At 65.5% G+C, this 25,103-nt stretch carries 18 protein-coding genes and 1 riboswitch; of the genes, 10 read left to right on the top strand and 8 right to left on the bottom strand.

The window, feature by feature from the left end; genetic code table 11:
• Positions 1 to 210 precede the first annotated feature (210 nt).
• The 3 genes from gcvP to gcvT all read right to left on the bottom strand — a co-directional run bounded on the left by gcvP (position 211) and on the right by gcvT (position 4,718).
• Positions 211 to 3,063, bottom strand: coding sequence for an aminomethyl-transferring glycine dehydrogenase (gene gcvP / locus KUV49_RS20165; protein ID WP_222452689.1), 2,853 nt, complete (start codon positions 3,061 to 3,063; stop codon positions 211 to 213).
• A gap of 153 nt (positions 3,064 to 3,216) precedes the next feature.
• On the bottom strand, positions 3,217 to 3,576 hold the full coding sequence (gcvH, locus tag KUV49_RS20160) for a glycine cleavage system protein GcvH (RefSeq protein WP_152497625.1): 360 nt from the start codon (positions 3,574 to 3,576) through the stop codon (positions 3,217 to 3,219).
• A gap of 17 nt (positions 3,577 to 3,593) precedes the next feature.
• On the bottom strand, positions 3,594 to 4,718 hold the full coding sequence (gene gcvT, locus KUV49_RS20155) for a glycine cleavage system aminomethyltransferase GcvT (protein ID WP_222452688.1): 1,125 nt from the start codon (positions 4,716 to 4,718) through the stop codon (positions 3,594 to 3,596).
• Positions 4,719 to 4,797: 79 nt separating this feature from the next.
• Positions 4,798 to 4,880: riboswitch (glycine riboswitch) on the bottom strand.
• A gap of 212 nt (positions 4,881 to 5,092) precedes the next feature.
• Here gcvT and KUV49_RS20150 point away from each other — a divergent pair.
• Together KUV49_RS20150 and KUV49_RS20145 are read left to right on the top strand one after the other, a co-directional pair.
• Positions 5,093 to 5,683 carry a gamma-glutamylcyclotransferase family protein gene (locus tag KUV49_RS20150; RefSeq protein ID WP_222452687.1) on the top strand — a complete coding sequence of 197 codons (591 nt, stop codon included), beginning with the start codon at positions 5,093 to 5,095 and terminating at the stop codon, positions 5,681 to 5,683.
• Between the two features lie 458 nt (positions 5,684 to 6,141).
• On the top strand, positions 6,142 to 8,247 hold the full coding sequence (locus KUV49_RS20145; RefSeq protein WP_222452686.1) for a methyl-accepting chemotaxis protein: 2,106 nt from the start codon (positions 6,142 to 6,144) through the stop codon (positions 8,245 to 8,247).
• Positions 8,248 to 8,328: 81 nt separating this feature from the next.
• Here KUV49_RS20145 and gltX read toward each other — a convergent pair whose 3' ends face one another.
• Complete coding sequence (gltX, locus tag KUV49_RS20140) at positions 8,329 to 9,654, bottom strand: glutamate--tRNA ligase (protein WP_222452685.1); 1,326 nt, start codon at positions 9,652 to 9,654, stop codon at positions 8,329 to 8,331.
• A 194-nt stretch (positions 9,655 to 9,848) separates the two neighbouring features.
• Here gltX and KUV49_RS20135 point away from each other — a divergent pair, with 194 nt between their 5' ends.
• The 7 genes from KUV49_RS20135 to KUV49_RS20105 all read left to right on the top strand — a co-directional run bounded on the left by KUV49_RS20135 (position 9,849) and on the right by KUV49_RS20105 (position 16,831).
• On the top strand, positions 9,849 to 10,763 hold the full coding sequence (locus KUV49_RS20135) for an MBL fold metallo-hydrolase (RefSeq protein ID WP_222452684.1): 915 nt from the start codon (positions 9,849 to 9,851) through the stop codon (positions 10,761 to 10,763).
• A gap of 39 nt (positions 10,764 to 10,802) precedes the next feature.
• Positions 10,803 to 11,198 carry a metallopeptidase family protein gene (locus KUV49_RS20130; protein WP_222452683.1) on the top strand — a complete coding sequence of 132 codons (396 nt, stop codon included), beginning with the start codon at positions 10,803 to 10,805 and terminating at the stop codon, positions 11,196 to 11,198.
• A gap of 308 nt (positions 11,199 to 11,506) precedes the next feature.
• On the top strand, positions 11,507 to 12,952 hold the full coding sequence (locus tag KUV49_RS20125; protein WP_222452682.1) for an amidase: 1,446 nt from the start codon (positions 11,507 to 11,509) through the stop codon (positions 12,950 to 12,952).
• 62 nt (positions 12,953 to 13,014) lie between these two features.
• Complete coding sequence (locus tag KUV49_RS20120; protein ID WP_222452681.1) at positions 13,015 to 14,076, top strand: ABC transporter ATP-binding protein; 1,062 nt, start codon at positions 13,015 to 13,017, stop codon at positions 14,074 to 14,076.
• A 1-nt stretch (position 14,077) separates the two neighbouring features.
• Positions 14,078 to 14,974 carry an ABC transporter permease gene (locus KUV49_RS20115; RefSeq protein WP_222452680.1) on the top strand — a complete coding sequence of 299 codons (897 nt, stop codon included), beginning with the start codon at positions 14,078 to 14,080 and terminating at the stop codon, positions 14,972 to 14,974.
• Positions 14,967 to 15,773 (top strand): ABC transporter permease, encoded by an 807-nt coding sequence (locus tag KUV49_RS20110; protein WP_152493452.1) that lies wholly within the window; start codon positions 14,967 to 14,969, stop codon positions 15,771 to 15,773. The genes KUV49_RS20115 and KUV49_RS20110 overlap by 8 nt, the downstream gene beginning before the upstream one ends.
• 32 nt (positions 15,774 to 15,805) lie before the next feature.
• Complete coding sequence (locus KUV49_RS20105; protein ID WP_222452679.1) at positions 15,806 to 16,831, top strand: extracellular solute-binding protein; 1,026 nt, start codon at positions 15,806 to 15,808, stop codon at positions 16,829 to 16,831.
• Positions 16,832 to 17,548: 717 nt separating this feature from the next.
• Here the strand turns inward: KUV49_RS20105 and KUV49_RS20100 are convergent.
• Complete coding sequence (locus tag KUV49_RS20100) at positions 17,549 to 18,820, bottom strand: PQQ-dependent sugar dehydrogenase (RefSeq protein ID WP_222452678.1); 1,272 nt, start codon at positions 18,818 to 18,820, stop codon at positions 17,549 to 17,551.
• Positions 18,821 to 19,052: 232 nt separating this feature from the next.
• Positions 19,053 to 20,711: an NAD+ synthase gene (locus tag KUV49_RS20095; protein WP_222452677.1), complete on the bottom strand. Its 1,659-nt coding sequence runs from the start codon at positions 20,709 to 20,711 to the stop codon at positions 19,053 to 19,055.
• A gap of 163 nt (positions 20,712 to 20,874) precedes the next feature.
• Here KUV49_RS20095 and KUV49_RS20090 point away from each other — a divergent pair, with 163 nt between their 5' ends.
• Entirely contained in the window at positions 20,875 to 22,521 is a 1,647-nt protein-coding gene (locus KUV49_RS20090; protein WP_222452676.1) for an MORN repeat-containing protein, read from the top strand.
• A 213-nt stretch (positions 22,522 to 22,734) separates the two neighbouring features.
• Here the strand turns inward: KUV49_RS20090 and KUV49_RS20085 are convergent, their stop codons facing one another.
• Positions 22,735 to 24,264 carry a cryptochrome/photolyase family protein gene (locus KUV49_RS20085; RefSeq protein ID WP_315899588.1) on the bottom strand — a complete coding sequence of 510 codons (1,530 nt, stop codon included), beginning with the start codon at positions 24,262 to 24,264 and terminating at the stop codon, positions 22,735 to 22,737.
• Positions 24,258 to 24,923, bottom strand: a complete 666-nt coding sequence (locus KUV49_RS20080) for an SDR family NAD(P)-dependent oxidoreductase (RefSeq protein WP_222452674.1) — start codon at positions 24,921 to 24,923, stop codon at positions 24,258 to 24,260. The genes KUV49_RS20085 and KUV49_RS20080 overlap by 7 nt, the downstream gene beginning before the upstream one ends.
• Between the last annotated feature and the right edge of the window lie 180 nt (positions 24,924 to 25,103).

Genomic DNA, 25,103 nt, shown 5'->3' with positions numbered 1-25,103 from the left:
CCGGCGCCCAGCAACTGTGTCGAATTTTCCGGGATCCGTTTGAACCGGCTGACCGGCGGCCGCGACCGACAGGTATTCGTTCCAAGGGTCATCCCGCCCGACCGAACGAGGGCCCTGCTCCTATCCCGGGCAAGGCCCGATCATTTTAGCGAGTGATTTCAGTACCCAAGTAAGGGCGGTCTCCCTCGGGAGGCCGCCTGATTTACGTGCTCACTCCGCGGCTTCCGCATAGGCCTCCATCGGCGGACAGGTACATATCAGGTTGCGGTCGCCATAGGCATTGTCCACCCGGTTGACCGGCGGCCAGTACTTGTCCACCCGGAACGCGCCCGGCGGGAAACAGGCCTGTTCGCGGCTATAGGGCCGGTCCCAGTCCCGCACCAGGTCCTCCATCGTGTGCGGTGCGTGTTTCAGCGGGTTGTTCTCGCGGTCCATGTCGCCATCCTCGATGGCGCGGATCTCCTCGCGGATCGCCAGCATCGCATCGCAGAACCGATCAAGCTCCGCCTTGGTCTCGGATTCCGTCGGCTCGATCATCAGCGTGCCCGCCACCGGCCAGCTCATCGTGGGCGCGTGAAACCCGCAATCCATCAGCCGCTTGGCGATGTCGTCCACCGTCACGCCGGCACTTTCGGCAAAAGGCCGCGTGTCCAGGATGCACTCATGCGCCACCCGGTCGTTGCGCCCGCGATAGAGCACGTCATACGCCCCCTCCAGCCGCTTGGCGATGTAGTTGGCGTTCAAAATCGCCACCCGCGTCGCCTGCGTCAGCCCCTCGCCGCCCATCAAGAGCGTATAGGCCCAGCTGATCGGCAGGATCGAGGCCGAGCCGTAAGGCGCCGCCGACACCGGCCCCGGCCCGTCCTCCTGCCCGCGCGGATCGCCCGGCAGGTGCGGCGCCAGGTGCGCCTTCACGCCAATCGGCCCCATGCCCGGCCCGCCCCCGCCATGCGGAATGCAGAAGGTCTTGTGCAGGTTCAGGTGGCTCACGTCCCCGCCCAGGTCCCCGGGCCGCGACAGCCCCACCATGGCATTCAGGTTCGCCCCGTCGATATAGACCTGCCCCCCATGCGCGTGGGTGATCTTGCACACATCCAGCACGGTCTCCTCGAACACGCCATGCGTGCTGGGATAGGTGATCATGCAGGCCGCCAGACTGTCGGCATTGGCCTCCGCCTTGGCGCGGAAATCGTCCAGGTCGATATCCCCGTTGCTGTCGGATTTCACCGGCACCACCTTCCAGCCCACCATCTGCGCGCTCGCCGGGTTGGTGCCATGCGCGCTCGTGGGAATCAGGCAGACGTTGCGGTGCCCCTCGCCATTGGCCGCGTGGTAGGCCGCGATGGTCAACAGGCCCGCATATTCCCCCTGCGCGCCCGAATTGGGCTGCATCGACATGGCGTCATAGCCGGTGATCTCGCACAGCCGCGCGCTCAGGTCCCCGATCAGCTTTCCATAGCCTTCGGCCTGGTCCTTGGGGCAGAACGGGTGCAGCCGCGCGAACTCGCGCCAGCTGATCGGCATCATCTCGGCCGCCGCGTTCAGCTTCATCGTGCACGATCCCAGCGGGATCATCGCCCGGTCCAGCGCCAGGTCCCGGTCCGCCAGCCGCCGCATGTAGCGCATCATCTCGGTCTCGGCCCGGTTCATGTGAAAGATCGGATGCTCCAGGTAGCCGCTCTGCCGGTGCATCTTTTCCGGCACGCGGTACTCGGGCGTGAAATCCTCGTCCGCCTGCTCGATCCCGAAGGCGCGCCAGACCGCCTCGATATTCTTGGGCCGGGTCGCCTCGTCCAGCGTGATGCCCACGCGCGTCTCGCCCACCCGGCGCAGGTTGATCCCCTCGTCGACGGCCGATTTCATCACCGCCGCCTGCAACGGGCCCACATCCACCGTGATCGTGTCGAAATAGGCTTTCGGGTCCACCTTGAACCCCGCCGCCTCCAGCCCCTTGGCCAGCCGCACGGTCTTGCGGTGGATCCGCTGCGCAATGGCCTGCAGGCCCTTGGGCCCGTGAAACACGGCATACATCGACGCCATGACGGCCAACAGCGCCTGCGCGGTACAGACGTTCGACGTGGCCTTCTCGCGCCGGATATGCTGCTCGCGCGTCTGCAACGACAGCCGGTAGGCCCGGTTGCCATGGGCATCCACCGACACGCCCACGATCCGCCCCGGCATCGCGCGCTTGTAGGCGTCCCGGCATGCCATGTAGGCCGCGTGCGGCCCGCCATAGCCCATCGGCACGCCGAACCGCTGGACCGAGCCCACTGCGATATCCGCCCCCATCGCGCCCGGCTCCTTCAACAGCGTCAGCGCCAGAGGGTCCGCCGACACGATCCCCACCGCGTTCTCGGCATGCAGCGCCTCCATCTGGGCCGTGAAGTCCCGCACATGCCCATAGGTCCCGGGATACTGGAAGAGCGCGCCAAAGACCTTGTCCGCCTCCAGCTTCTCGGGGTCGCCCACGATCACCTCGATCCCCAGCGGCTTCGCGCGGGTCCGCACCACGGCGATGTTCTGCGGATGACAATCGCGGTCGACGAAGAACGCCCTGGCCTTCGACTTGGCCACCCGCTGCGCCGTGGTCATCGCCTCGGCACAGGCCGTCGCCTCGTCCAGCAGCGAGGCATTCGCCACCTCCAGCCCCGTCAGGTCGCAGATCATCGTCTGGAAGTTCAACAGCGCCTCCAGCCGCCCCTGGCTGATCTCGGGCTGGTACGGCGTATAGGCGGTGTACCACGCCGGGTTCTCCAGGATATTGCGCTGGATCGCCGGCGGCGTGACCGTGCCGTGATAGCCCTGCCCGATCAGGCTCACCAACACCTTGTTCTGCCCCGCCACCATGCGCATCTCGTGCATCAGCTCGCGCTCGGACTTGGGCTTGCCGAAATCCAGTTTCCCGGCCTGGCGGATCGACTTCGGCACGGTCTCGTCGATCAGCTGATCGAGGTCCTCGACCCCCAGCGCGGCATACATCTCCGCCATCTCCTCGGGCGACGGCCCGATATGGCGCCGGTTGGCGAAATCGTAGGGCAGGTAGTCTGTGGGCTCGAACGGCATGACAATCGCTCCTTGATGTCAGACAAGAGACGGGACCGGGGCGACGCGCGCCGCCCCTGCTTCCTCTGGCCAAAAATATCCCCGCCGGAGGCACAAAAATCCGCCAGGATTTTTGCCAAAATTTTCCCAAAATTTTGCGCCCGGCGGCGCGGATCAGTCGATGAAATCCTTGTAGGCGGCTTCATCCATGTAATCGTCCATCGGCGAGGTGTCCGAGGGCTTGATCCTGAAGAACCAGCCGTCGCCCTCGGGGTCCTCGTTGACCTTGCTGGGGCTGTCGGCCAGCACCTCGTTGACCTCCACGATCTCGCCATCCAGCGGCGCCAGGATGTCCGACGCGGCCTTGACGCTTTCGATCACCACGATCTCGTCGTCCTTGGTGACCTCGGCGCCCACCTCGGGCAGTTCCACGAAAACGATATCGCCCAGCTGCTCGGCGGCGTGGCTGGTGATGCCGACCGTGACGATGTCGCCATCCTGGTCCAGCCACTCGTGTTCTTCGGTGTATTTCATGCAAGTCTCCCTGATGTTCAGCGTTTGAAATTCGCGGGCGTGAACGGCATCTCCGCCACCGCCACCGGCAAGCGCTTGCCGCGCACCTCACCATATAGCGTGGTTCCGGCCGAGGCATGGCTGGCGGCGACATATCCCATCGACATCGGCGCCTCTATGCTGGGGCCAAAGGCGCCCGAGGTCACCTGCCCCACGGCCTCGCCGCCCGTCTCGCTGCCGAAAATTTTTGTCCCGGCCCGCATCGGCGCGCGGCCCTCGGGGCGCAGCCCCACCCGGCACCGCGCCACGCCATTCTCCAGCTGGTCCAGGATCACGTCGGCCCCGGGGAAGTTGCCTTCGCGCTCGCCGCCCCGGCGGCGCGCCTTCTGGATGGCCCAGCTCAGCCCCGCCTCCACCGGAGTCGTCTCCGCGTCGATATCCTGCCCGTAAAGGCACAGGCCCGCCTCCAGCCGCAAACTGTCCCTTGCGCCCAGGCCCACCGGCTCCACCGCCTCGTGCAGCAAAAGCGCCCGCGCCAGCGGTTCGGCCTGCGCCTCGGGCACGGAAATCTCAAAGCCGTCCTCGCCGGTATAGCCCGAGCGCGACACCCACAGCTCGCCGTAATCCGAGGTGAAAATGCCGGTATCCAGGAATTTCATGATCTCGCAGCCCGCGGCGATCGGCGCCAGCGCGTCAACCGCCTTCGGCCCCTGCAACGCAATCAGCGCGCGGTCCGTCACCTCGACCACCTCGCAGTCGGGCAAACCCTCGCGCATCCACGCGATGTCATCCGCCTTGCAGGCCGCGTTCACCACCACCAACAGGTGATCGCCCCGGTTGGTCAGCATCAGGTCGTCGCGAATCCCGCCCGCATCGTTGATAAAGAAACCGTAGCGCTGCCGCTTCTCGCCCAGCCCCATCAGGCTCACCGGCACCAGCCGCTCCATCGCCTGCGCCGCGCCGCCATAGCCCGCCTCGTGCCGGACCAGGACCTGGCCCATGTGGCTGACATCGAACAGCCCGGCCTTGTCCCGCGTATGCAGGTGCTCGCCCATCACACCCAGCCCGTATTGCAGCGGCATCTCGTAGCCCGCAAACCCGGTCATCTTCGCGCCCAGCGCCTTGTGCAGGCCCGTCAGCGGCGTCTCGCGCAGATCACTCATCGGCTCTCCTTCGCATCTCGCACCGGGCGCATCTGGCTAGGCAACCGGCATCCGTTCCGCGCACCCTCGTGTCGCGTCCGATGCCCCCTCTGTCCTTTCGCCTGAGATCGCTATCCCTTCGGCGCCGCAGGATTTTCCCGCGGTCTCTCCAGAGTCGTCCATCGGCCGGTCCTTGCGCCTGAGAGTTTCCGGGGCGGTTGCTCCTTCGGCACCGGCAACGCCGGTTCTCCCGTTCCGATACTCAAGGAGCGTAGTGACCGCTCCGGACCTCTGCAAGCAGAATGACGGGACAAGATCACAGTTTGGTCGCCCGCCTTGACCTTTGCCCCCGCACCTGTTGACATCAAGGCGCGAACAGAAAGGCAGACACCCACGTGCAACCCGGATTCTTCTTCGGCTATGGCAGCCTGGTGAATCGCGGCACGCATGGCTACACGGATGCCCACCCGGCCCAGCTTTCGGGCTGGCGTCGCGCCTGGCGCAAGACGACCCTGCGCGAGGTGGCGTATCTCACAGCCGTGCCCGACACCACCGCCCAGATCGACGGCCTCGTCGCCGGCGTGCCCGGCGCCGACTGGGCCGCGCTCGACGCGCGCGAGCGCGCCTACATGCGCGTGCCGGCCCGCCACCAGGTCCGCACCCACCTGCCCGAAGACGCCGACCTCGTGGTCTTCGCCATCGAGGACGGCCAACACCAGAACCCCGACGCGGTCAGCCCGGTCCTGCTCAGCTATATCGACGTGGTGGTACAGGGCTACCTGCATGTCTTCGGCGAAGACGGCGTAGAGCGCTTCTTCGACACGACAACCGGCTGGGACGCCCCCATCCTCGACGACCGCCGCCGCCCACTCTACCCGCGCCACCAAAAGCTCAAGCGAAAGGAAACCGCGCTGGTGAACGACATGCTCGACCGCGTCGGCGCAAAGGTACAGCCTGTCTCGACCTTCAGCCCGCTGCGGGACTGATCCGCACCTCGCGCGCGCCGGCATTGCCTCGCCGGGCATGGCGGCGCCCGTCAGGGAACCGCCGCCGACGCAACGGGCGATACCGTCAGACGCGATCCCGCGCCGACCTCGCCAGAAGGGCAAATAACAGAACGGTAACGATCAGAAGTCCGATCAGTACGATGGCGCTAGACATGTCTCGATCCCAGGCAAGCGGTAGTGGCAGAGCTCTCTCATGAGGTGGAATCAGGCAAGTCAACAAGCCCGCGGCAGCAGAGCCAGATCGGTGTGTTGCTCAAATACGCGGCCCATCGGCAAAGAAGCACCGATCGGGCGCCAGGGTGCCTCGTTTTTCAGCCAGAAAGCGGGTCCGGGCCGGGTCCGGCGCCGATCTGAATGATCATTCCAACCGATTAACGGGGTGGAAAGGAACGCTGTGTAAGACCAGAGCCTGTCGGAACAGGACTGGAGTTCGATCAGTGCGCCTGCGTGTCGTGATGTTTCTCGTGATTGCGCCGCTCTTTGCAGCGGTCGGATACCTGACATCGGTCGAGGTGGCCCAGAAACGCGCCGATGCCGGCCAGGCCGAAACTTCCCGCATCCTAGCGCATGAAAGCGCGATCGTGGGCGCGCTCGTGCACGAATTGCAGAAGGAACGCGGCTTTTCCGCCGGTCTCATCGCCTCCCGCGGCGCGAATTTCAGGTCCGACCTGGCGCAACAGCGCACCGACTCCGACGCGGCCATCGCCGCCTTCGCCGCAGAGGTGTCTGCCCTGCGCCGCGCACGGGTCTCCGAAATCGCCCGTGTCAACACCCGGCTGGACCAACTCGAAGACATGCGCAAGCAGGTGGATGCCTTCGGTCTTGCCGTGCCCGACATGGCCGCGTTCTACACCGAAACGATCACCCACCTGCTCGAGCTCGAACGCCCCGTGGCCGCCAGGACGACCCGCGGCGAAACCAACGCCCTGCTGGAGGCGCGCACCCTTCTCAGCGCGGCGAAAGAGGCCGCCGGGCTCGAGCGCGCGATGGGCGCGACCGGCCTTGGCAGCGGCTTCAGACCGGCTGTCTTCAATCGGTACCTGCGCCTGAACGGCGCACAGGAGGCGCTTCTGACCGAAGCCGCCGGCACGCTCGAAGACCCGGAATGGCTGGCCCGGATCAGGGCGTCCGACGCATTCTCAACCATCCGATCCGCGCGCGACCGTATCCTCGCCGGGTCTCGAACCCGCAATTTCGATGGTCTGACGGCGCCGGAATGGTTCGCGATTTCAACAGCCTGGATCGACCTGCTGCGCGCCGAGGAACTGAAGCTTTTCGAGGCCGTGCGCGTCAAATCGGCCGAGATCGAGGCGACGGCCGACACCACGCTCAAGCGGTTTGCGATCTTCGGAGCGGTCCTGGCGGTCTCGGTCCTGGCCTTCGCCGTGTTCGCCTTCGAGCGGATGATCGCGCGGATCAAGTACCTGATCTCGGTGATCAACAAGTTCACCGGCGGTGACTTCTCGGTCTATATCGACGGGATCGACAGCAAGGACGAGCTTGGCCAGATGGCCTCTGCGATCTTCCGCTTCAAGCAGGAAACGATCGAGATGCGAAAGGGCGCCGAGGCGCTCAAGGCCGACCAGGAGCGGATCAAGGCCGAACAGGATCAGGTTGTCACGGCCCTCCGCGACGGGCTCAACCGCCTGTCCGACGGCGACCTGGCGCAGCGCTTCGACGCTCCGTTCCCGCAGGAATACGAAAGTCTCAGGCACGATTTCAACACCACCGTCTCCAGGCTGAACGACGCTCTTTGCAAGGTCGTCGACGCAACCCGCAGCATCCGCTCGGGCAGCGGCGCGCTCGAGCGATCCTCCGGCGACCTGTCCTTCAAGGCCGAGGAGCAGGCGCAGAATGTCCGCAACACCGCCGACGCGGTCAAGGAAGTCACCTCCAGCGTCCGGGCCGCCTCGCTCGGCGCGGGCGAGGTCCAGCAGACGACCCAGGCCGCGAAGAATGCGGCACTGGAAAGCGATCCGGTCGTCAGGCAGGCCGTCGACGCCATGGAAGAGATTTCCGGCTCGTCCGAGCAGATAGCCCAGATCATCGTCCTGATCGAGGATATCGCGTTCCAGACGAATCTTCTGGCCCTGAACGCGGGTGTCGAGGCGGCGCGCGCCGGCGACGCGGGCCGCGGCTTCGCGGTGGTCGCCTCGGAGGTCCGCGCCCTCGCCCAGCGTTCCACCGAGGCCGCGATGCAGATCAAGACCCTGATCGGCAACAGCTCGCTTCAGGTGAAGAACGGCGTCGAGCTGGTCAACGAGGCCGGCACCGCACTGAAGTCGATCCTCGAAAGGGTCGCGCAGATCGACAAGCTTGTCGCCGACATGGCGAACGCGACCGAGGAACAGGCCTCGGAACTGGAAAACATCAACACCACCGTCACGCGGGTCGACAGCGTGACCCAGGAAACCGCCACCATGGCGGCCGAGGCGCGCACCACGTGCGAGGACCTCAACACCTATGCCGGCCACCTGGAACAGCTCGTCGGTCAGTTCAGCCTGACGCGCCCCGAACGCGACGGCATGGCCAGCGCCGCCTGACAATGCCGCACAGCCCCAAAAGGGCGCACCCAGCGCGGGCCCCGGGCCCCGCCTGACCGCCCGCCAGGGCCGACGCGCGGCTCAGCCCTTGGCCTTGATTACCTGCAACAGCGGCAAGACCTGGCTCATGTCCGGCCCGTGGTTCTGCCCGGTCAGCGCCTTGCGCAGCGGCATGAACAGGCTCTTGCCCTTGCGGCCGGTCTCCTCCTTCACCGCGTTCGTCCACTGACCCCAGGTGTCGCCGTCATGCGGCCCCTCGGGCATGAGCGCCAGCGCGCGGGCCACGAACTCGCGGTCCTCGTCGTCGATGACCGGCTCCGCCCCGTCGCGGAACATCACCCACCACGGCTCCAGGTCGTGCAGCGTGGTGATGTTCTCGCGCGTCACGCTCCAGAACCGCTCGGCCTGGTCCTCGGGCACGCCCAGCGCGACGATATGCGCCTTCACATCCGCGAAATCGCGCGCCTGCAACACCCGTGCCGTCAGCGGAAAGAGGTCATTCGCGTCGAACTTCGTCGGCGCCGAGCCGAACCGCGAGATGTCGAACCCCTCGATCAGCTCCGCCATGTCGCTGCGCAACTCCACCGGATCGGCCGAGCCCAGCCGCGCCATCAGCGACAACAGCGCCATCGGCTCCACGCCCTGCGCCCGCAGATCGCGCAGGCTCAGCGTCCCCAGCCGTTTCGACAGCGATTCCCCCTGCGGCCCGGTCAACAGCGAATGGTGCGCGAATTGGGGCACGGTGCCGCCCAGCGCCTCGATGATCTGGATCTGCGTCGCGGTATTGGTCACGTGGTCCGAGCCGCGCACCACGTGCGTGACACCCATCTCGGTGTCGTCCACGACCGAGGCCAGGGTATACAGAACCTGCCCGTCGCCCCGGATCAGCACCGGATCGCTGACACTGGCCGCGTCGATCGAGATATCCCCCAGGATCCCGTCGTCCCACTCGATCCGCTCGTGATCCAGCTTGAACCGCCAGACCCCGTCGCCCCGCTCGGCGCGCAGCGCGTCCTTCTGCTCGTCCGAAAGCCCCAGCGCCGCCCGGTCATAGACCGGCGGCTTGCCCATGTTCAGCTGTTTCTTGCGCTTGAGGTCCAGCTCGGTCGGCGTCTCGAACGCCTCGTAAAAGCGCCCCATCCCGCGCAGGGTGTCGGCGGCTTGCGCATAGCGGTCCAGCCGCTCCGACTGCCGCTCCACCCGGTCCCAGGTCAGGCCCAGCCATTCCAGGTCTTCCTTGATCGCATCCACGTATTCCTGCTTCGACCGCTCGGGGTCGGTGTCGTCGATGCGCAGGATGAACGTCCCCCCGGCCTTGCGGGCAATGAGGAAGTTCATCAGCGCGGTGCGCAGGTTGCCGATATGGATGTACCCGGTGGGGGAGGGCGCGAAACGGGTGGTTGTCATGGGGTGTCTCCTGTTGCCGCGCCAAATGTCACACAGGGGGTCGCTTGTCCAGTATCACGGGCGTCCCGGCCGCCCGGTCGGGGCGCGAGGCTTCACCCGCGGCGCGTCAAATCCCCGTGAATGGCGCACGCTCCATGCGCGACTTTCCAAGGGCGCACTATATCTACCCGGTCGACAGCAACAGGAGGTCTCACATGTCCCCCCCCCTCTCCCGCCGCGGTTTCATCGCCTCGGCCACCGCCCTTTCCGCCGCATCCGCCCTGCCCGCCTGGGCCACCGCGCCGATGCTGGGCGCCGCCACCCCGCCCTTCCGCCGCTTCACCCTGGGCGGGTTCGAGGTGACAACACTCTTGGCCGGCGAGGCCACGCGCCCCGATCCGCACAGTATCTTCGGCCTGAATGTCGACCACGAAGAGTTCACCGCCGTCTCCGAGGCCGCGATGATCCCCACCGACCAGGCGCAGTTCTTCTTCACCCCCACCGTCGTCAACACCGGCTCCGAGCTGGTGCTCTTCGACACCGGCCTGAATGCCGAAGGCACCACCGCGGCGCTCGAGGCCGCGGGCTATTCGGCCGACATGATCGACACGGTGGTCATCACCCACATGCACGGCGACCATATCGGCGGGCTGATGGACGGCGACACGCCCACTTTCGCCAACGCGGGCTATGTCACCGGATCGGCCGAGTTCGACCACTGGTCCGCCGCCGGCGACGACAATTTCGAAGCGAAAGTCCGCCCCCTGGCCGAGCAATTCACCATGATCGGCGACGGCGATGCGGGCTTTTCCGGCCACACCGCCATGGCCGCCTTCGGCCACACCCCCGGCCACATGGTCCACCTGATCGAAAGCGAGGGCGAAAGCCTGATGATCGCCGCCGATTTCGCCAACCATTACGTCTGGTCGCTCGCCCATCCCGACTGGGAGGTGAAGTTCGACATGGACAAGGCCGCCGCCGCGCAGACCCGCAAGACGCTGCTCGACATGCTGGCCGCCGAAAAAATGCCCTTCGTCGGGTACCACATGCCCTGGCCCGCCACCGGCTACGTCGAGAAATCGGACAGCGGCTACGCCTACGTGCCCTCCTCCTACCAGCTGCGCCTCTGACCGCTTGCGCGCCCCGGGCGCGCGGCCTAGATCACACATATGCCCGCGCCCGACACGTCTCTGGACTGGATGGAAGACGTGGCCCGCCGCACCGTGGCGGGCTTTCCCCAGGCCTTTGCCGAGGCCGCGCGGGCCGTCGCCATCCACGTCGCCGACTGGCCCGACCGGGAAATGCTGGACAGTTTCGGCATGACCGATCCGGCCGAGCTGACCGGGCTCTATGACGGCATCCCGATGACGCAAAAGTCGGTCTTCGATCAGCCCACCGGCCCCGATATCGTGTGGCTATTCCGCCAGCCCATCCTGGCGGAATGGCGCGACCGCGGCGACGTGGACCTGGCCGATCTGGTGGCGCATGTGACGGTGCATGAATTCGCCCACCATTTCGGCTGGTCCGACGACGACATCGCCAGCATCGACCGCTGGTGGGAATAAGAAACCCCGTCCCGGGCCTGACCCGGGACCTCGCGGAGCAAGAGATCCCGGATCCAGTCCGGGATAACACACCACCAAAAGCCCTTCGCGCGGGACAAAGGCGCGGCCCTGCCGCGCCGCCGCGCGATCGCCAGACCGCCCCCCGGGCTGGCGATTAGCCTCCGTAAGCACATCGATTTGAGGTTCTCCGGATACGGCAGCCATTAAGCGCGCTGAAGTTCCGTCCGTTCGCCATCCCGCGGTCTGGCCATCGCGCGGTTCCCTCATATTCCCGTTGCACCCCCACGCCCCCCGTGCATTCTGGCCCCATGGATGATTACCGCGCCCACGACATGACCTCCCTCGCCGGCCTCGTCGCCAGGGGCGAGGCCACGCCCGACGACCTCCTGGACACCGCGCTGGCCCGGATGCACGCCGTGAACCCCGCGCTCAATGCCGTGGTGCACGACTATTCCGACACTGCCCGCCGGATGATCGCCGACGGCCTGCCAAAGGGCCCGCTCACCGGCGTGCCGTTCCTGCTCAAGGACATGGGCGCCGAATCCACCCGGTTTCCCGCCTCACTCGGCTCGCGCCTGCTAGCCAACACCAGCTACAGGATGAATTCCACCATCTACGACCGGCTGGAATCCGCGGGCCTCGTCACCTTCGGCCGCACCGCCGCGCCCGAGGGCGGCGTCGGTGCCGCGACCGAGGCGGCGGTCTATGGCGGCCCCACCCGTAACCCGTGGGACACGTCCCGCACCCCCGGCGGCTCGTCGGGCGGGTCGGGTGCTGCGGTGGCGGCCGGCATCGTCCCCGGCGCCCATGGCAGCGACGGTGGCGGCTCGATCCGCATCCCGGCGTCCAATTGCGGCCTGGTCGGCTTCAAGCCCACCCGCGCCATGGTCCCCGATGGCCCCTACGCGGGCGAAGGCTGGGCCGGCATGGCGATCGAGGGCTTTCTCACACGCTCGGTTCGCGACACCGCGCTCCTGCTCGACATCGTCTGCGGCCCCGATCTCGGCGCGCCCTACGTCGCACCGCCCATGCCCTGCACCTTCATGGAATCGCTCGACCGGCCCAACGGCCCCCTGCGCATCGCGCTCTGCGACACCACCCTCACCGGCGAGGCGATCCACCCCGAATGCCAGGTCGCCGTGCAGGACGCCGCCGCGCTCTTGCAGGAACTGGGCCACCACGTAACGCAAGCCCGCCCCACCGCCGACACCACGGGAATGATGCACGCCTGGACGAAAATCGTCGCCTGCGGCACCGCCTCCTGGGTGCGCGCGGCGCTGGCGAAACAGGGCCGCGATCTGCGCCAGGGCGACATCGAGGGCGTCGCCCGCGGCGCCGTGGCCTATGCCCAAACCATCAGCGGGGCCGACTACCTCGATGCGGTGGAAACCGTCCACGCCTATGGCCGCCAGATGGCCGCGTTCTTCCAGGATCACGACATCCTGCTCACCCCCACCATGGCCGAGCCGCCCGCCGCCATCGGCCGCTTCGCCCACGACACCGAGGATTACGTGGCCTACCGCGTGGGCGAGGGCGGCATCTTCGCCTATTCGCCCTACACCGCCGCCTTCAACGCCACCGGCCAGCCCGCCGTCTCGCTGCCGCTTTGCCGGGACGCCGACGGCCTGCCCATCGGCATCCACCTCGCCGCCCGGTTCGGCGCCGATACCGCGCTGATGTCGCTCTGCGCTGACCTGGAACGCGCCCGCCCATGGTTTGATCAAATTCCCTCCCTTCCCGGCGTCGACACCTGAAAACACTTGAAAGTCGCGGCCCGGTCGGGAAACATCGACCCCATGACCATGGGGGACACTGCATGACCGAAGCGGCGGTCGAGGCCCGAGCGGCCCGAAAAGAATACGGCGCCGGCGAAAAGAAAGTCCGCGCCCTGAACGACGTATCCCTTGTGATCAACAAGGGCGAATTCTTCACCCTCCTGGGCCCGTCGGGCTGTGGCAAGACCACCCTGCTGCGCCTCATCGCCGGGTTCGAATCGCCCACATCGGGCATGATCCTGCTGGGCGCGCGCGACATCAGCACGATGGCGCCCTACGACCGCCCCGTGAACACCGTCTTCCAAAGCTACGCGCTGTTTCCGCATCTCAGCGTGGCCGACAATATCGGCTTCGGCCTGACCATGCAGGGCACGCCCAAGGCACAGGTCCAGGCCCGCGTCGCCGAGATGCTGGCGCTGGTCAAGCTCGAGGCCTTCGCCGAGCGCAAACCCCAGCAGCTCTCCGGCGGCCAGCAACAGCGCGTGGCGCTGGCCCGCGCGCTGGCCCCCGCCCCCGAAGTGCTCCTGCTGGACGAGCCGCTCTCGGCGCTCGACCTCAAGCTGCGCAAGGAGATGCAGCTCGAACTCAAGCGCCTGCAAACCGAGACCGGCATCACCTTCGTCTTCGTCACCCACGACCAGGAAGAGGCGCTGACCATGTCCGACCGCATCGGCGTGATGCGCGACGGCTCGATCCTGCAGATCGGCGGCCCGCGCGAGATCTACAACAAGCCGGTCAACCGCTTCGTCGCCGATTTCATCGGCGAAACCAACGTCCTGACCGGCACGGTCGAACAGGGCGGCGTCCGCCTGCCCACCGGCGACGTCATCGCCGTGGACAACATCGACGCCGCCTCCCAAGGCGCCGAAGTCAGCCTCGCCGTGCGCCCCGAACAGGTCCGCATCGGCGACGGCACTCTCCAGGGCCGCGTGGCCGAAACCGTCTATTTCGGCACCGACACACATTGCCACCTGCGCATGTCCGACGACACCGAGGTGGTCGCCCGGATGCAAAGCCCGCCCTCGGGCGACACCGGCCTGCAGGAAGGCCAGACCGTCGCCTTCGATTTCGTGCCCGGCGCGGTCCGGGTGCTGGAGGACTAGCATGGCAGGCACCCCCCACGGCAGCGGACGCACCGGCTGGATCCTGTCGATCCCGGCGCTGATCCTGCTGGCGCTCGGGGCCGCCGGCCCGCTGCTGATCGTGGTGGTCTACGCCTTTCTCGAACCGGGCGAATATTCCGGCGTGGTGTGGGACTTCACGACCGAGGCGTGGTTCCGCGTCTTCTTCGAGCGCGACATCTTCGACGACACCGTCACCTTTGCCGACGCGCACCTGACGATCTTCTGGCGCTCGGTGAAACTGTCGGTGCTGACCACTCTGATCGCCTTCGCCATCGGCTTTCCGACGGCGTGGTTCATCGCCACGCGCCCGCCCAACAAGCGCGGCTTCTGGCTGTTTTTGATCACAATTCCGTTCTGGACCAACCTGTTGATCCGCACCTTCGCCATCATGGAGGTGGTCCGCAACCAGGGCCTCCTGAACTCCTTCCTGATGAACCTCGGCATCATCGACCAGCCCTTGCAGATCCTCTACACCGACACCGCCGTGCTGATCGGCATGGCCTATGTCTACCTGCCGCTCATGGTGCTGCCGCTTTTCGCCGCCATCGACCGCTTCGATTTCCGGCTGGTCGAGGCCGGGTACGACCTCTACGCCACCCGCATGAAAGTGCTGCGCCGCGTCATCCTGCCGATCGTGAAACCGGGCATCGTCGCGGGGTCCATCCTCGTCTTCGTCCCGTCGCTGGGCGCCTACGTGACGCCCCGCATCCTGGGCGGCGGCAAGAACATGATGATCGGCAACTTCATCGAGCTCCAGTTCGGCCAGGGCCGCAACTGGCCCCTCGGCGCGGCGCTGTCGCTGCTCTTGCTGATGATCGTGCTGGTGGCCCTGCTCGCCTATGTCCGCGTCACGTCGAGGGACGAAACCCATGGCTAAGGGCAAGAGCTTCTCCGTCACCACCCTGCCCGGCTTCACCGCCATCGCGCTCACGACCTTCGTGCTGCTCTACGCGCCGATCGTCACGATGGTGATCTACTCGTTCAACGATTCCCAGTCCGTGGCGCTCTGGGGCGGCTTTTCCACCCGCTGGTACGTCGAGGCATGGGACAACACGCAAGTCCAGGAGGCCACCGTACGCTCGCTGGTCATCGCCGTCTCGGCGGCGTTCATCTCGACCACCGTCGCCACCATGGCCGCGCTCGGCACCACGCGGCGCGGTCGCTTCAAGGGCCAGACGCTGATCTACGTGATGATCAACCAGCCGCTCATGGTGCCCGAGATCGTCACCGCCGTGGCCCTCCTGATCTTCTTCGCCTCGATCAAGGTCGCCACCGGCTACACCGGGCTGGCCTACCTGATCCTCGCGCACTCGGCCTTCTGCGTGCCCTTCGCCTACCTGCCCATCCGCGCCCGGCTGGAAGGCATGGACCTCGCGCTGGAAACCGCCGCGTCGGACCTCTACGCTCGGCCCTGGCAGACCTTCCGCCACGTGACGCTGCCGCTGATGATGCCCGGCATCGCCGCCGGCGCGATGCTGGCCTTCGTCATCTCGCTCGACGACGTCATCATCACCGAGTTCGTCAAATCCGCCGGGCAGGATACGCTGCCGACCTACATGCTGGGCCAGCTGCGCCGCGTCGTCACGCCCGAGGTCAACGCGATCTCCACCGCCCTCCTCGCGCTGACGGTGCTTTTGCTGACGGCCTTCTTTATACTGAACCGCAAGCGGGACTAACCCGCGCACAACCACACCAAGGGAGAATGACGATGAAGACATACCTGACCACCACAGTGGCCGCCATCGCGCTGGCCGGGGCGGCCCATGCCGAAGGGTCGCTCAACATCTACAACTGGGGCAACTACACCAGCCCCGAGATGATCGAGAAGTTCGAACAGGAATTCGACGTCGACGTCACCATCACCGACTATGACAGCAACACCACCGCGCTGGCCAAGATCGAGGCCGGCGGCCACGGCTTCGACATCGTGGTGCCGACGCACAGCTACATGGGCGTCTATATCGACAAGGGCCTCTTGATGAAGCCGGGCATCCCCGAGATGGAAAACTACGGCAACATCTCTGACCAGTGGAAGAACGTGGAATGGGACCCGAACCGCGAATATTCCGTGCCGTGGCAATGGGGCACGACCGGCATCGCCGTGAACAAGTCGGCCTATGACGGCGACATCAACACCTCCGCCATCTTCCTCGACCCGCCCGAGGAACTGGTGGGCAAGGTCAACGTCGTGCCGGAAATGCAGGACGTGATGAACCTCACGCTGTTCTACGTCGGCGGCGAGCCCTGCACCACCGACAAGGAGGTGCTGAAGAAAGCCCGCGACGTGCTGATCGAGGCCAAGCCCAAGTGGATGAGCATGGATTACGGCATGACCGAGAAGCTGTCGAACGGCGACGTCATGGCCTCGGTGAACTGGAACGGCTCGACCTTCCGCGCCCGCAACAACAACGAAGACGTGTCCTACGGCTACCCGAAAGAGGGCTACCCGGTCTGGATGGACAGCGCCGCGATCCTTGCCGACGCGCAGAATGTCGAGAACGCCAAGCTCTTCCTTAATTTCATCATGGACCCGGAAAACGCGGCCATGCTGTCGGATTTCGCCCGTTACGCCAACGGCATCGACGGCTCCGAGGAATTCATGCCCGAGGACATGCGCTCGGCCCCCGAGATCGTCGTGCCCGAAGACCTGAAGGAAGCTGGTCAGTTCACCACCGCCTGCCCCGCCGAGGCGCAGGAATTCTACACCGCGATCTGGACCGAACTGCAAAAATAAGCCAGTCGCCGAGGGACGGGAAACGGGGGCCTTCCGGGGCCTCCGTTTTCTTTTGGGCGCCTGCGCAACGCACAGATATCTGCTTTGAGACCATGATTACCACAGTCACAAAGTGCTGGCGCGGAACAAGGGCGAAGCCCGCCGCGCATCGCCGGGCCGTCCCCCGGCACGGCGATTTGGCAAGTGACGTGCCACGCTCTCAGGTTGGATGTGCTTGGCAGGCATTAACTGCCAATACCCATCGTCGGTTCGCCGCACCACGGCCCGTCGATGCGCGTCTCCTCACCGTCAGAAAACAACGTCCGCTTCGTCCGCATTTCGACCATTCATCTTTACCGCCGCGAATGTACGGTTCGAGTCCGTTGCAAGAGACTGGCATAGAACACCCGGCCGGTTAACAGCCGCGAAGCGGCCCGGCCATCGTCAGCCCCTCCCTCGGGCTGGCGATTTGGCTGCGGCTGGGCGCAACGACTATTCCGAGGATGTGTTTGGCAGGCATAAAGTGCTTCGTAATTGCCGTCGGATCGCCACCCCAAGGGCTGACGCTCGCCTCCGTTGTGAACGGCAGCTCAGTCCCGCAAGACGGATCAAAACGCTTTGCGGACACCCCCCTGGAAAAGACGCCCGCGACGATCAACTCGCACGGGCGTCCTACGTTGAAACTCAAGGCGTTTCAGGTTCCGCGAAAACCCGTGATCCGGGTCTTCGCGGTGCGCTTCAGTTCATGCTTTCCGCGGTCACCTTGTAGATCTCGCCTTCTTCCGTCGCGACATACAGCGCGTTGTCCGGCCCCATGGCAAGCCCGCGGAACCTGGCCGAAAAGCCAAGCGGCATCCGGGTGATCCCGTTGATCCCCAGGCCGTCGGGCGTGATGCTGATCAGGTCGATCCTCGACCCGATCGGCGTGTCACCAAAGCCGATACCCATGATGCCAACGGCCAGGCGCCCCTCGTAGATGCCCCAGTTTTCGCCCGTCAGGAAGGCGGCGGAACTGGTGCCTTGGGAAAACCCGTTATTGTTCCATGTCGGCGGCATCAGGTCGTCGAAACGCGTGTCGCTCATGGGCGTGTAGGCCGCGCGTATCGCCGGGTCCACGGCTTCGGTCTGGTTCGGCTCGTAGCCACAGTACTCGTCCGGGCACTCGCCCCGGCCACCCGTGTTCTGGGCCGGATCCCAGCCGCCGTTGCCGCCATTCACAAGGGCCGTGATCTCGTCGTTGTGCCAGGGGCCATGCTCGGCAGTGAACGCCTTCCCGTCGCTCGGGCGGAAATCGATGCCCTGGACGTTTCTGTGCCCATAGGTATAGATCCGCGGGTCAAAGCCTTCGGGCGGATTGTTGTCCGGGTGGCCATTGCCGTCCCCGTCGATTCTCAGCACCTTGCCGCAAAGCAGTGTACCGTCCTGCGGGCAAACCCCGCGGTGACGGTCGCCGCCCGTAACCCACAGATAGCCGCCGGGTCCGATGCGGATCCTGCCGCCGTTATGCGCGCCGGGTCCGCCGAAGGGCTGATCGGAATCGAACGGCTTGAACTGGATGTCGGTCACGATATCGGTTCTGTCGGACACGCTCGCCAGGTCGTCGCCGACCTTGAACTTCATCACGATGTTGCCGTCGCATCTCTCGAAATTGGTCGTGCAGCCATCGCCGTGATACTTGTTGGATGTCGAGTAGACGAACAGCGTCCGGTTGTCCTCGAAATGCCGGTCCACGGCCACGCCCAGCATTCCGGCCTGACCTTCGCAGATCAGATCGCTGCCGACATCCGCATAGCCTTCGGACCCGTCGATACCATAGAGCGCATTCACGGTGCCGTCCGGCATCCTTACGGACAGACCGTCGCATTTCTCCGTGAAGAACATCGTGCCGTCCGGCAGAAAGGCCATGTCCCAGGGGGTGTCCAGCTCCTCCAGCACCACCGACGACGTGATCTTGGGAACATCCATCGCCCCGTCGTGCTCGTCCGACCATGCGGCGGGGGCCGCAGTCATCACACTCAATGAAGCGACAGCCGATAAAAGCCGTGTGCTCATAGTAGTCCTCCCAATCTTGGTAATTTCCCGTTAAAGGTCATTGATGCTCAGCCGAATGCAACTCCAGCGTCAAGGGAAATCGTGACCGGGCCGGCCCATCTGCCGGGAAACACGGGCGACCGGCAGCCGCGGTGCAAAACCGCCCCGCAAGCGCGCTCACCGGCCTGGCCGCCCCGCGAAATTGCCGGCCCTAGCCGCCGTCGCGCCAGCGGTTCACGATGGGATAACGCCGGTCCAGCCAGAACGCCCGCTTCGACAGCCGCGTGCCCGGCGCCGACTGGAACCGCTTGTATTCGCTGATGTAAATCAGGTGCTCCACCCGCGCCGCATCCGCGCGCGAATACCCCGCCCTGACGCAATCCTCGATCGACCCGTCCTCGTCCACCAGGATCTGCAGGATCCCGTCCAGCACCGGATAATCCGGCAGGCTGTCGCTGTCCTTCTGGTCCGCGCGCAGCTCCGCACTGGGCGGCTTCTCGATGATGGTCTCGGGGATCACCTCGCCTTCGGGCCCCATCATCCAGTCCCGGTGATTGGCGTTCCGCCACCGGCACACATCGAACACCCGCGTCTTGTAGAGATCCTTGATCGGGTTGTACCCGCCCGCCATGTCGCCATAGATCGTGGCATAACCCACCGCCACCTCCGACTTGTTGCCGGTGGTCAGCAGCATCTCCCCGAACTTGTTGGAAAGCGCCATCAACAAGAGGCCACGCAGCCGCGACTGGATATTCTCCTCGGTGATCCCCGGCTCGGTCCCCTCGAACAAGGGCGCCAGCGTATTGGTGATCGCCGCCCGCCCCTCGGCGATGGGCACGAAATCATACCGCGCGCCCAGGGCCTTGGCACAGGCCTTGGCATCGTCCAGCGAGCCTTGCGAGGTATATTCCGAGGGCAGCATCACGCAGCGCACATTCTCGGGCCCCAGCGCATCCACCGCGATGGTCGCCACGATGGCACTGTCCACGCCCCCCGACAGGCCCAGCAGCACCTTCCCGAACCCCGTCTTGCGCATGTAATCGCGCAAGGACAGCACCATCGCGTGGTAATCCGTCTCCAGCGTGTCGGGAATATGCGCCAGCTCGGTCTTCCCGATCCGCCAGCCGTCGTCGCCGCGCACCAGGTCCACATGCGCGATCTCTTCCTCGAACAGCGGCATCTGCACCGCCAGCCCACCCCCGGGGTTCAGCGCGAATGTCCCGCCATCGAACACCTGGTCGTCCTGCGCCCCCACCAGGTTCAGGTAGATCAGCGGCAACCCCGTCTCGACCACCCGGTTCACCATCAACTGGTGCCGATGCGCCAGCTTGCCGCGATAGTAAGGCGAGCCGTTGGGGACCAGCAGGAACTCCGCCCCGGTCTCGGCCAGCGTCTCGGGCACGTCCTCGTGCCAGCTGTCCTCGCAGATCGGCGACCCGATGCGCACACCGTCCACCGCGTAAGGCCCCATCACGTCGCCCGACGCATACAGACGCACCTCGTCGAACACCGTCTCGTTGGGCAGGTGATGCTTCAGCACGCAGGCGGTGATGCTGCCGCCCTTCAGGATGTAATAGGCGTTGTACAGCTCCGCCCCTTCCAGGGTCGGCCCGCCGATGGCCAGCGCGGGGCCGACGGCGCACTCCTTGGCCAGCTCCTCGATCTTCGCAATCGCCGCCTGATGAAACACCGGCTTCTGGATCAGATCCTGGGTGTTGTACCCGGTGATGAACATCTCGGGCAGCGCCACCAGGTCGGCCCCGGCCTCGCGGCCCGCCTCCCACGCCTTGCGCGCCAGCGCGGCGTTGCCCTCGAGGTCGCCCACCGTGGCGTTCAGCTGTGCCAATGTCACGCGAAACCGATCCGCCATGCGCCCTCAAACCCCTGCCATTCATCGCTCCCCTTCGATTTAACAGATGAACGCGCGAGGGAAAGCCGAAACCGGGAAAAGCCGTTGTCACCCCTGCGCGCGTCAATTACGCTCTTGCAGACCCGTTGGGGGGTTGTCGCAGAACCTGGGTGAGTGGGCAGACATGCAGAGCAGAACCGTCACATCTATCGTCCTGGCCGCGGTGCTGGGGCTGACCGGCCCGGTGCTGGCGCAGGACGGCGAGGTCCAGACCAAGCAGTATGACGATGGCGGCATCTACGAGGGCACGTTCCGCAACGGCCTTCAGCATGGCACCGGCACCTATACCTTGCCCAACGGCTATGAATATTCCGGCGAATGGGTCGATGGCGAGATCCGCGGCACCGGCACCGCCCGCTTTCCCAACGGCTCGGTCTACGAGGGCGAGTTCGCCAAGGGCAAGCCCGAGGGCGTGGGCCGCATCACCTTCTCCGACGGCGGCACCTACGAGGGCACGTGGGAGGATGGCAAGATCACCGGCGAAGGCGTCGCGGTCTATGCCAACGGCGTCCGCTACGAGGGCGGCTTCCGCAACGCCCAGCACCACGGCCGCGGCAAAATGGAAAGCCCCGGCGGCTATATCTACGACGGCGACTGGGTGAACGGCGTCAAGGAAGGCACGGCGACCATCACCTATCCCGATGGCGCGGTCTATGAAGGCCAGGTCAAGCGCGGCGCCCGCGATGGCGAAGGCACGCTGACGATGCAGGACGGCCTGATCTACGAAGGCACCTGGGCCGAGGGCCAGATCAACGGCACCGGCAAGCTCACGCAGCCCAACGGCGACGTCTACGAAGGCGAGCTCGTGGCGGGCCGGCGCGAGGGCACGGGCCGCGTGGTCTACAACAACGGCGATGTCTACGAAGGCGAATTCGCCGATGACAGCCGCCACGGCCAGGGCACCTTCACCGGCTCCGACGGCTATCGCTACGAAGGCTCCTGGGTCGCCGGCAAGATCTCCGGCGAAGGCACCGTGACCTACCCCGACGGCTCGGTCTATGAGGGCCAGTTCCGCGACGATCTGGCCAACGGCCAGGGCAAGGTCACCTATCCCGACGGCGCCACTTACGAGGGCGAGTGGTCGGGCGGCGTGATCGACGGGCAAGGCAAGGCGACCTATCCCAACGGCCTGGTCTACGAAGGCGAGTTCCAGAACGCCAAGAACCACGGCCAGGGCGTGATGACCTATCCCGACGGCTACCGCTACGAAGGCGCGTGGCGTGATGGCCAACGCCACGGCCAGGGCACCGCCACCTATGCCGACGGCACGGTCTACGAAGGCGAATTCGTCGATGGCCAGCGCCACGGCACCGGCAAGATCACCATGCCCGACGGCTTCGTCTACGAAGGCGAGTGGCAAAACGGCGAGATCTCGGGCCGGGGCGTCGCCACCTACACCAACGGCGACGTCTACGAAGGCACGTTCGAGAACGGCAAGCGGCAGGGCACCGGCACCATGCGCTACGCCACCGGCGAAGAGGCGACCGGCGAATGGTCCGACGGCGCCCTGGCCGAGCAGACCACCATCATCACCGAGGAAGAGACCCCCGCCGTCCCCGAGGACACATCCGGCGCCTCCGGCACCGAGGCCGGCGCGGAGACATCCGACACCGGAGACACGGCACCCTCGCCCGCGGCGGAAACCGCGACCGAGGCCGAGACGGAGGCCGAAACCGGAACCGCGACCGAGGGCGGCGAGACGGACGCAGAGCCCGAAGCCGAAGCCGAAGCCGAGACCACCGAAGACGCGCCCACCGAAGAGAGCAACTGACCCCTCGCTCCGCCCGTCCCGGACCTGATCCGGGACCTCGTAGGGTGGGTGAAAACCCACACGCGCCCCGGTTAATCAAACATGACCTCCGCACGCTGCGTTCACCCGGCAAGACGCTGAAATCCGCACCGTCGCGATACCACCCGGATACCGACGCGATACCGACGTGCCGAGTCCGCCGATCTCCGCGCCGTTAACCCTCGAGTCGCGCCCTCACACGATTTCGCCCGCATCCAGCCGGTCGAGGATCCGCTTCGCGCCTTCCAGAACCGCGTCCTTGCGGTCCTCCTTCATCCGGTCCCACGTGGCATACATCTGCCCCATGCGCGGATTGTTCGAGAATTTCTCCCGGTGCCTCACAAGAAAGTCCCAGTATAGCAGATTGAAAGGACAGGCTTTTTCGCCGGTCTTGTCCTTGACGGAATAGGCGCAGGAGCCGCAGTAATCCGACATCTTGTCGATGTAATTGCCCGAACTGACATAGGGCTTCGACGCGATGATTCCGTCATCCGCGAACTGGCTCATCCCGATCGTGTTCGGCGCTTCCACCCATTCGAACGCGTCGTGGTAAACCGCCAGGTACCACTCATGCACCTGGTGCGGATCGACCCCCGCCAGAAGGGCGAAATTGCCCGTCACCATCAACCTCTGGATGTGGTGCGCATAGGCCAATTCCCGTGTCTGATCAACGGCATGGGCGACGCAATTCATCTGCGTTTCACCGCCCCAATACATCCAGGGCAAATCCCTCGAATGCCCCAACACATTGCGCGTCACATAGTCCGGACCTTCCCGGAAATAGATCCCCCGCACGTATTCCCGCCAGCCAATGATCTGCCGGATGAACCCCTCCGCCGCATTGATCGGCACGTTCCCGGCTTTCCATTCCTCTTCCACACGGGTGCAGATTTCCACAGGATCCAGCAATCCGATGTTCAAATACTGCGATAACAGCGAATGGTGCAGGAACCGATCATCCTGCAACATCGCGTCCTGGTAATCGCCGAAACACTCCAGCAGGTTCTTTGCGAAATGATCCACCGCCCGCAGCGCCTGGCCGCGTGTAACGGCAGAGGTGAACGGGCGCAATGCCCCGAAATTATTGCCGAATTTCTCCTCGACCAGGTCCAGAACCTCTTCGGTCATCTCGTCCGGCGTGAATTCCATGGGCTTCGAGCGCAGCATGTCGCCCGAGGCCGGCTTGCGGTTCTCGTGGTCGTAGTTCCACTTCTCCCCGGCCGGCGCGTCGCCCTCCATCATCAGCCCCGTCTTGCGGCGCATCTCGCGATAGAAATACTCCATCCTCAAGGACTTGCGCCCCTCGGCCCATCTGTTGAACTCGTCCAATGAGGCCACGAAACGGTCATCCGGCAGCACCCTCACCGTCAGCGGGGCATTCTCCAGCGCCTCGACCAGCCGCCACTCGCCGGGCCGGGTCGCGATCACCTCGGTCGTGTCGTGATCCTGTCCGCGCCGCATCAGCTCGCCGACGACGGATTTCGACGTGTCGTCATCGTCCAGTCGCGCATACGCGACCTGCCAGCCATCACCCTGTAATTCTTCGGCAAAATGGCGCATGGCCGAGAAGATCAGCGCGATTTTCTTCGGATGGTGGCCCACGTAACTGGCCTCGTCCGCTACTTCGGCCATCACCACGATGTCACGCTCCTTGTCCGCCTCGCGCAGCGCCGACAGGGTCTTGCTCAGCTGGTCTCCCAGCACCAGGATCAGCCGCTTCACCACGGCACCGACTTCCCGGCCCAATCGAAGAATTGCCCCGTATTCTCGGGCGTTATCGCCGACAGTACATCCAGAAGGTTCCGTGCCGCCGCCTCGGGCGTGACCGTCTCGTGCCCTACCGCGAATTTCTCGGTCAGCGGCGTTTCCACCGTGCCGGGATGCAGCGCCACGCAGATCGACTGCCTGTGCGTCCGGGCCAGTTCGATCGCCCCGCCATGGATCATCTGGTTCACCGCCGCCTTGGCCGTGCGATAACTGTACCAGCCTCCAAGCCCGTTATCCCCGATCGACCCCACCCGCGCCGACAGGGCGGCAAACCGGCATTCCCTGTCGCGCGGCAACAACCGAACGCTATGCTTCAGCACCAGGGACGGCCCGATGCAATTCACCCGGAATTGCGCCTCCATCGCCTCAGCACTCAATTCTTTCAACGACTTCTCGGGTCCGCGCCCCTCCAGCTCCAGCGCGCCCGTGGCCACGAAAACAAGGTCGTATTCGCCCTCCAACGCCCCCAGATGCGCCTCGACCGACACCTCGTCGGTCACGTCCAACCCATCGACGGAGCGTGACAGCCCGGTCACCCGCACGTCGCGCCGTTCCAGCTCGGCCACCATGGCCGATCCGATCCCGCCCGAGGCGCCTATCACCAATGCATCTTTCATGGTGCCAAGAGCTAGCGGGCGGCCGAACTGCTTCAAGACGCAAATCGCCGACAGATCGGGGGTTTTCAACGCCGTCCATCATCCCTATGGTTTAACCATGTTTACGCGCTGCCATATCCTCGGCCCCGCAAGCCCCGCCCCGGCGGCTTGCCTTTCCGCGCGTCTGCTCCTAAGCCGCCT

It is taken from the genome of Roseovarius atlanticus (assembly GCF_019802205.1).
Lineage (GTDB): Bacteria > Pseudomonadota > Alphaproteobacteria > Rhodobacterales > Rhodobacteraceae > Roseovarius > Roseovarius atlanticus_A.
The sequence above is the reverse complement of the archived record's forward strand: the minus strand, read 5'-3'. Positions and strand labels throughout refer to the sequence as shown.